Origin of the sequence: Nonomuraea zeae, assembly GCF_005889725.1 — a bacterium.
GTDB classification, from domain to species: Bacteria; Actinomycetota; Actinomycetes; order Streptosporangiales; family Streptosporangiaceae; genus Nonomuraea; species Nonomuraea zeae.
On sequence record NZ_VCKX01000059.1, the window covers coordinates 42,400 to 50,109 of the forward strand.

The 7,710-nt window shown below is 70.4% G+C and carries 8 protein-coding genes; 1 reads left to right on the forward strand and 7 read right to left on the reverse strand.

Annotation, left to right across the window (positions count from 1 at the left end):
- Window positions 1–67 precede the first annotated feature (67 nt).
- Window positions 68–1,249 (forward strand): MFS transporter, encoded by a 1,182-nt coding sequence (locus ETD85_RS20550; protein ID WP_138691367.1) that lies wholly within the window; start codon window positions 68–70, stop codon window positions 1,247–1,249.
- Here ETD85_RS20550 and mutM read toward each other — a convergent pair.
- From mutM to recG, 7 genes are all read right to left on the reverse strand, one after another.
- Window positions 1,197–2,042, reverse strand: a complete 846-nt coding sequence (mutM, locus tag ETD85_RS20555; protein ID WP_138691368.1) for a bifunctional DNA-formamidopyrimidine glycosylase/DNA-(apurinic or apyrimidinic site) lyase — start codon at window positions 2,040–2,042, stop codon at window positions 1,197–1,199. The two genes, ETD85_RS20550 and mutM, sit on opposite strands and share 53 nt — an antisense overlap.
- Window positions 2,043–2,173: 131 nt before the next feature.
- The gene (gene rnc / locus ETD85_RS20560) at window positions 2,174–2,893 is read right to left on the reverse strand and encodes a ribonuclease III (protein ID WP_138691375.1); all 720 of its coding nucleotides are present in this window, start codon (window positions 2,891–2,893) and stop codon (window positions 2,174–2,176) included.
- A gap of 204 nt (window positions 2,894–3,097) precedes the next feature.
- A complete protein-coding gene (gene rpmF / locus ETD85_RS20565) occupies window positions 3,098–3,277 on the reverse strand; it encodes a 50S ribosomal protein L32 (protein ID WP_033409409.1) in 180 nt (59 codons plus the stop codon).
- A 1-nt stretch (window position 3,278) separates the two neighbouring features.
- A complete protein-coding gene (locus ETD85_RS20570) occupies window positions 3,279–3,848 on the reverse strand; it encodes a YceD family protein (RefSeq protein ID WP_138691369.1) in 570 nt (189 codons plus the stop codon).
- A gap of 54 nt (window positions 3,849–3,902) precedes the next feature.
- A complete protein-coding gene (gene coaD, locus ETD85_RS20575) occupies window positions 3,903–4,379 on the reverse strand; it encodes a pantetheine-phosphate adenylyltransferase (RefSeq protein WP_138691370.1) in 477 nt (158 codons plus the stop codon).
- A gap of 14 nt (window positions 4,380–4,393) precedes the next feature.
- Entirely contained in the window at window positions 4,394–4,960 is a 567-nt protein-coding gene (gene rsmD, locus ETD85_RS20580) for a 16S rRNA (guanine(966)-N(2))-methyltransferase RsmD (protein ID WP_138691371.1), read from the reverse strand.
- Between the two features lie 435 nt (window positions 4,961–5,395).
- Window positions 5,396–7,573 carry an ATP-dependent DNA helicase RecG gene (gene recG / locus ETD85_RS20585; protein WP_138691372.1) on the reverse strand — a complete coding sequence of 726 codons (2,178 nt, stop codon included), beginning with the start codon at window positions 7,571–7,573 and terminating at the stop codon, window positions 5,396–5,398.
- Window positions 7,574–7,710: the final 137 nt, after the last annotated feature.

Below are 7,710 nucleotides of genomic sequence, written 5' to 3' on the forward strand. Positions count from 1 at the left end.
CCCAACTAAACCAAGCCTTCGGACTTCGCCATTGTTCCCGCTGGTCGGGAGTCCGAGGCTGACTCGCATGACTATGACCGACATTTCCGCCGGCACGCAGGCCCGCTGGCCCGCCGTGCTCTCCGTGGCGGTGGGCACGTTCACGATCGTGACGAGCGAGATGCTGCCCGTGGGCCTGCTGACCTCGATCGCCTCGGACCTCGGCGTGTCCGACGGCACCGCCGGGCTGATGATGACCGCGCCGGGGCTCGTCGCCGCCGTCGCCGCGCCCGTGCTGGCGATCACCACCCGGCGGCTGGACCGGCGGGCCACGTTGCTCGGGCTGATGGCGTTGCTGGCGGTGGCCAATCTGGCGGGCGCGTTCGCCCCGAACCATCCGGTCATGCTGGCGGCCCGGCTGCTGACCGGGGTGAGCATCGGCGGCTTCTGGGCCTTCGCGGCCGGCCTCGGGGTGCGGCTGGTGCCGGAGCGCTCCGTGGGCCGGGCCACGTCGATCATCCTGGCCGGGGTGTCGGTGGCGTCGGTGCTGGGGGTGCCGGCGGCGACGCTCGTCTCGTCGTTCGCGGGGTGGCGGACGGCGTTCGCCGCCATGGGGGTGCTGGCGCTGGCCCTGCTCGCCCTGCTGGCCGTCACATTGCCGCCTCTGCCCGGCGACGGCGCCGCGCCCGGTTCCGAGTCCGCCCCCGCGCGTGGGGAGCGCCCAGCGTGGCTCTCGGGCCCGCTCACCGTCATCCTGGTCCTGACGGTGCTGGTCGTGGCCGGCCACTTCGCCGCCTACACCTACGTCCGGCCGTTCCTCGAACAGGTCTCGGACGCGGGGCCCGGCCTCGTCAGCACCGCGCTACTCCTGTACGGCGCCGCGGGCGTGGCCGGCAACTTCGCGGCGGGCGCGCGGGCGGGCGTGAACCCCAAGCCGGTCCTCATCGTCCTGACCGTGCTCATGGCGCTGTCCACCGCGGCGCTGCCCCTGGTCGGCCTGCCCCTGGTCATGCTCGTGGTGTGGGGCCTCGGCTACGGAGGCGTCGGGGTGACCCTGCAGCTCTGGATCATGCGGGCGGGCGGCGGCGAGATGGGCACGGCGCTGTTCGTGAGCGCGTTCAACGTCTCCATCGCGCTCGGCGCGTTCGCCGGCGGCCGGGTCGTGGACGGGGTCTCGATCTCCGCGGTGATGTGGGTGGGAGCCGGGCTCGCCGTCCTCACCGCGGTCGTGGCTGGCATCTGGGGCAGGAGTAGGACGACCGGTTCATGAACGCCTCGCGCCTGATCGCGGTGCCGCAGCGGGAGCAGGGCAGGTCGCGGCGGCCGTACGCTTCCAGCGACCGGTCGAAGTAGCCGCTCTCGCCGTTGACGTTGACGTACAGGCTGTCGAACGACGTGCCGCCCTGCAGCAGCGCGGCGCCCATGACCGTGCGGACCGCGGCGAGCAGCTCGGCGATCTTCGGGCGGGTGAGCGTCTGCGTGGGCCTGGCCCAGTGCAGCTTCGCGATCCACAGCGCCTCGTCGGCGTAGATGTTGCCGACGCCGCTGATCAGCGTCTGGTCGAGCAGCGCCCGCTTGATCTCGGTGCGCTTGGCCCTGAGCCTGCGGGTGAACTCGGCCTCGTCGAACGCCGCCTCGAACGGGTCGGGCGCGATGTGCGAGATCGGCGCGGGCACGCCGTCCACCAGGGAGGTGAGCATGACGTGGCCGAACGTGCGCTGGTCCACGAAGCGCAGGTCGGGGCCGCCGTCCTCGAAGCGGAGCCGTACGCGCAGATGCCGCTCCAGCGGCGAGTCCTGGTCCACGACGAGCAGCTGGCCGCTCATCCCCAGGTGGGCCAGGATCGCCTCGTCCGCGCCCGAGAGCGGCAGCCACAGGTATTTGCCGCGGCGGGCGGCCGACAGCACCACCCGGCCCTTGAGCCGGGCGGTGAACTCGTCGGCCCCTGGCACGTGCCGCCTGATCGCACGGGGGTGCAGCACCTCCGCCGAGGCGATCTCCCGGCCGACGACCCATTGTTCGAGGCCGCGCCTGACGACCTCGACCTCCGGCAGCTCAGGCACTCAGCACCTCGCACTCCGGCCCCACGGGCACCTCACGCATCTCTGAACGCACGCACTCCGCGCTGCGAGTGCGGCCGGCAAACGGAACTCTCGCCCTCGGGTTACCCCAAGAACGGTATGGAACGCGGCGCTCAGCCCGTGGGCTGGCTCTCGCGCTGCTCCCTGCGCGCCCTGATCCGGGTCCACGCCGCCTCGGCCGCCTGCTGCTCGGCCTCCTTCTTGCTGCGCCCGGTGCCGGAGCCGTAGGACTCGCCGCCGACCCGCACCATGGCCGTGAACGACTTGGCGTGGTCGGGGCCGCTCTCCTCGACGTGGTATTCGGGCACGCCGAGCGCCTCGGAGGCGGTGAGCTCCTGCAACGAGGTCTTCCAGTCCAGGCCCGCGCCCAGCGAGGCCGAGCGGACGATCAGCGGGTCGAACAGCAGGTGCACGACCCTGAACGCCTCGTCCAGCCCCTTGTCGACGTAGACCGCGCCGATGAGGGCCTCAAGGGTGTCGGCCAGGATCGAGGACTTGTCGCGCCCGCCCGTGCCCTCTTCGCCCCTGCCCAGCCGCAGGAAGCGGCCCAAACCGAGGTTGCGGGCCACGTCGGCCAGCGCGCGCATGTTGACCACCGCGGCACGCAGCTTCGCGAGCTGGCCTTCGGGCAGGTCGGGGTGGTTGCGGTAGAGGGTGTCGGTGACCACGAGGCCCAGCACCGAGTCGCCGAGGAACTCCAGGCGCTCGTTGGTGGGCAGGCCGCCGTTCTCGTACGCGTAGGAGCGGTGCGTCAGCGCCCGCTCCAGAATGTCGAGCCCGAGGCCTACCGCCAGGACCCGCTCCAGCTCGTCTCTGGCGACCTCCACGGCCACCGGCTTAGGACCTGCGCCCACGTGTTTCCTCCTCGGACATCTTCGCATGGCGCGCCGACTGCGGAAGATGCCCGAAAACGTGGTGGGCGTCGGGGTAACGCGTAGCCCCGGCGTCCACCACGGCCGCGGGCGAACCGCCGCCGTACGCATCTGAGACGGTAACGCCGACCGAGGCACAATGGCACCCGGCCGGCATTACGTCAATCAGGCAGACGGCTCGATGACCTGACGGCGGTTGTAGGTGCCGCAGGTGGGGCACGCGATGTGCGGCTGCTTCGGCGAACGGCACTGCGGGCAGCTCACCAGGGCGACAGCAGTCGTCTTCCACTGGGAGCGACGGGCGCGGGTGTTGCTCCGCGACATCTTTCGCTTCGGGACGGCCACGTCACTTCTCCTGATCGTTATCGTTCTCGGTAATCAGACCTTGCAACGACGCCCAGCGGGCGTCGATCTTCTCGTGCCGGTGATCCGGGCCGGCCTCGGCCAGCTTGATCCCGCACTCCGTGCAGAGCCCCTCGCAGTCCTCGCGGCACACGGGGCTCAACGGCAGTGCGAGCACCACCGCGTCGCGGAACGTCGGCTCGAGGTCGAGCAGCTCACCGTCGAGCAGTGAGTCCTCCTCCGAGGCGTCCTCGTCGGAGTAGAAGAACAGCTCCTGCAGATCGACTTCGATCTCCGAGGAGACCGGATCGAGGCACCGCCCGCACTCCCCGGCGAGCGGGGCGTGCGCCGTGCCCGAGACGAGCACGCCTTCCATCACTGCTTCGAACCGGAGATCCAGCTCGACTTCGGCGTCTTTGGGGACACCGATCATGTCGACGCCGAGATCCGCCGGTGCCGGGAGGGCCAGAGTCATCTGCCGCATCGTGCCTGGCCGCTTCCCCAAGTCATGAGTGGAGAGCACCCAAGGGGAGCGGGGGTCGAGGTGCTGAGTCATCCTGCTCTCGCTAGGCATGGCGAAAACAATCGCCGTCTTACAAGGCCGAAATGAAAGGATAGCAGGTCGTGCTCAGCCCCTGAGCCGCTCGATGAGCAGCTTGTGCACCAGATCGGGCACCAGACCGGACACGTCCCCACCATATCGGGCGATCTCTTTCACCCTGCTGGAGGAGAGGAACGAGTATTCGGGGTTCGTCGGCATGAACAGCGTCTCGACTCCCGACAGGCGGTAGTTGAGCTGGGCCATCTGCAGCTCGTAGTCGAAGTCGCTGACCACCCTGATGCCCTTGACGATGGCGGGGATGTCGTTCTGGCGGCAGAAGTCGACCAGCAGGCCGTGGAACTTCCGCACCTTGACGTTCGGATATTCCTTCGTCACGGTCTGCAGCATGTCGATGCGTTCGTCCACCGCGAACAAGCTGCTTTTCTCGACGTTGATGAGGACTGCGACGGTCACTTCGTCATACAGCCTGGCGGACCGGCCGATGATGTCGAGATGGCCATTGGTGATGGGGTCGAACGACCCCGGGCAGACTACGCGGCGCAAGACGCCTCCCAGGTCTACGGGTTCCCGGCGGCGCGACCGTACCAAACGGACGCTTCGCCATATCTACGGACCCTCTCCTCAACGTACCCTTCTGGCCACATCAACGCTTTTCCCCTGCTTTCCCGCTCGAACGCCACCAAAGCCTCATCAGTCAGCCAACCGTTATCTCGCAGCGACGCGAGGTTCCTGAGCACCTCGTCGTCGGACACGGCGTACGGCGGGTCGGCGAACACGATGTCGTACGGCTGATCAGGCGTCTTAGCGAGCACCCTGTCCACCTTGTCGGCCACCACGACGGCGCCGGGGAGGCCGAGCGAGCGCACGTTCTCCTTGATCGTCCGGACGGCCTTGGGGTCGGACTCGACGAGCACGGCCTCGGCGGCGCCCCGCGACAGCGCCTCCAGGCCGACGGCCCCCGACCCGGCGTAGAGGTCCAGCACGCGGGCGTCACGGAGTCCGTACAGTGAATCGAGCGTCAAGAAGATGCCTTCTCGCGCCCTGTCGCTGGTCGGTCTCGTCCCGCGCCCCGGCGGCACCGCCAACCGCCGCCCACCTGCGCTCCCCGCGATGATCCGAGTCATGTGACCCATTGTTCCGCATGTCCATGCAGGTCAAGAGTGGACAAGTGTCTGCCTCGAGTGCGCAAGGGTGATTGGCATCGGCACCGTGGGCACGCATGATGAGTCTGCGGCCTTCGAGGTGACCCACATGAAGGCCGACCGGCGTGATCGTGAGCCCTTCCGCACGCCGGTTCCCTCGGCACCTGACCCGAGGGTGGGCCCAGCCGGGGACGGCATTCGGGGGGAGGCCGTCCCCGCGGCTGGGTTCTTTTTTCGCCCGTACGGTTCGTACGGGCTTTTTGACGTCTACGGCGCGTGCCGCCTCTTCCGTCCGTACGCCGCGCGTCCCGGTGTGCGGCTCGACGCGCGCGTCTCCGTAGGTTCGGGGCGCGTCTCGATGTGCGGCGGTGTGCGGCGTCCGGCCTGTGACGCCCTCAGGCGGCGCTGAGGGGCATGTCAGGTCTTCTCCAGGTATTCCGCCCGCTCATCCGCCAGAAGCCGGTCGATCTCCGCTCTGAGGCCCTCGTGGGACGTCAGCTCCGGATCGGCGGACAGCAGCGCCCCCGCCTCCTCCCGCGCGGTGGCGATCACGTCCTCGTCGCGCAGCAGCTGCAGCAGCTTCAGCGAGGAGCGCTTGCCCGACTGGGCCGCGCCCAGCACGTCGCCCTCCCGGCGCTGCTCCAGGTCCACCCTGGACAGCTCGAACCCGTCGAGCGTGGCGGCCACCGCGTCCAGTCGGCCGCGGGCCGGGGTGCCCTCGGGGAAGTCGGAGACCAGCAGGCACAGCCCCGGGAGGCCGCCCCGGCCCACCCGGCCGCGTAGCTGGTGGAGCTGGGAGACGCCGAACCGGTCGGCGTCCATGATGATCATGACGGAGGAGTTGGGCACGTCCACGCCCACCTCGATGACCGTGGTGGCCACCAGGACGTCGAGCTCGCCCTTGGTGAACGACCGCATGATCGCGTCCTTCTCCTCGGGCGGCAGCTTGCCGTGCAGCGTACCGACGCGCAGGTCGTGGAACGGGCCTTCGGACAGGAGCTCGGCCACGTCGAGGACCGCCAGCGGCGGGCGGCGCTCCTCGTCCGCGGTCACGGACCCGAGGTCGCCCTCGTCGCCCTCCAGGTCGCCGATGCGGGGGCACACGATGTACGCCTGCCGGCCCAGGCCCACCTCCTCCCTGACGCGCTGCCAGGTGCGTTCGAGATAGTGGGGCTTCTCGGCCGCCGGCACGACGTGCGTGGTGATCGGCGCGCGCCCGGACGGGAGCTGGGACAGCGTCGAGACCTCCAGGTCGCCGAAGACCGTCATGGCGACCGTGCGCGGGATCGGGGTGGCCGTCATGACCAGGACGTGCGGCCGGGCCTCGCCCGCCTTCTCCCGCAGGGCGTCGCGTTGCTCGACCCCGAAGCGGTGCTGCTCGTCCACCACGACCAGCCCCAGGTCGGCGAACTGCACGTGCTCCTGCAACAGCGCGTGGGTGCCGACCACGATCCCCGCCGTGCCCGAGGCGGCGTCGAGCAGGGCCGAGCGGCGGGCGGCCGCGCCCATCGAGCCGGTCAGCAGCGTGACCGCCGTGCCGCCGAACATGCCTCCCTGCGCCAGATCCCCGAGCATGCCGGTGATCGAGCGGTGGTGCTGCTGGGCGAGCACCTCCGTGGGCGCCAGCAGCACCGCCTGGCCGCCCGCGTCGACCACCTGGAGCATCGCGCGCAGCGCCACCACGGTCTTGCCCGCGCCCACCTCGCCCTGCAGCAGCCGGTGCATCGGGTGCTCGAGCGCGAGGTCGGCGGCGATCTCCTCGCCGACCTCCGCCTGCCCCTCGGTCAGCGAGAACGGCAGCCGCCCGTCGAAGTCGGCCAGCATCCCGTCGCTCCGCCTGGGCCTGGACCTGGCGGGCCAGGCGGTGGCGGCCTGGCGGCGCTGCAGCAGCACCGCCTGCAGCACGAACGCCTCGTCGAACTTCAGCCGCTTGCGCGCCCGCCCCACCTCAGCGAAGTCCTTCGGCCGGTGGATCGCCTCCAGCGCGTCGGCCAGATCTTGCAGGCCGTGCCTGGCCCGCAGCTCGGCGGGCAGCGGGTCGTCCAGCGGGCCGAGCGTGTCGAGCACGACGCCGATCGCGCGCCTGATCGCCCACGGCGTCAGGTCCTTGCCCGCCGGATAGATCGGCACCGGCGCGGCGGCGAACTCCTCGGCGCTGGCCTCGCTCTCCTCGAACAGCTCGAACTCCGGATGCGCGAGCTGCCAGCGGGGGCTGGTGCGCGAGCCGAAGAGCCCCACCTTCCCCGCGAACATCCCGCGCCGCCCGGCCTTGAGCCGCGACTCGGCCACGTGGGAGCCCTTGCCGAAGAACGACAGGTAGAGCTTGTTGCCGTTGCCGTCGACGACCTCGACCTCCAGCCAGGTGCCGCCCCGGTTGCGCATGGGCTTGCGCATGAGCCTGGTCACCTCGCCGACCACGGTCACGTGCTCGTCCACCGCCAGGGCGTCGAGCGAGGTCAGCTCGCCGCGCTCGGCGTAGCGGCGCGGATAGTGGCGCAGCAGGTCGCCGACCGTCTCCAGGTCGAGCACGCTGTGCAGCAACTTGGCGGTCTTGGGGTCGAGGGCCTTCGTCAGAGGCTCGTCGAAACGGCTCACGGCAATAAGTTCTACCGCCTGCGGCCGACAGGAACCCCGTCCGAGTGCTCCCCGCCGCGTCGGCGTGCCGGTCCGCGTCACGTCCGCGCAGATCGGGGACACGCCCCGCCGGACCGGCCGCACGCCCGCCCCGGCCA

Bases quoted from the DNA above. Each gene is read 5' to 3' on its own strand.
- ETD85_RS20550 (WP_138691367.1), top strand. From the start codon at position 68: ATGACTATGACCGACATTTCCGCCGGCACGCAGGCCCGCTGGCCCGCC.
- ETD85_RS20570 (WP_138691369.1), bottom strand. From the start codon at position 3,848: ATGCCTAGCGAGAGCAGGATGACTCAGCACCTCGACCCCCGCTCCCCT.
- rsmD (WP_138691371.1), bottom strand. From the start codon at position 4,960: ATGACTCGGATCATCGCGGGGAGCGCAGGTGGGCGGCGGTTGGCGGTG.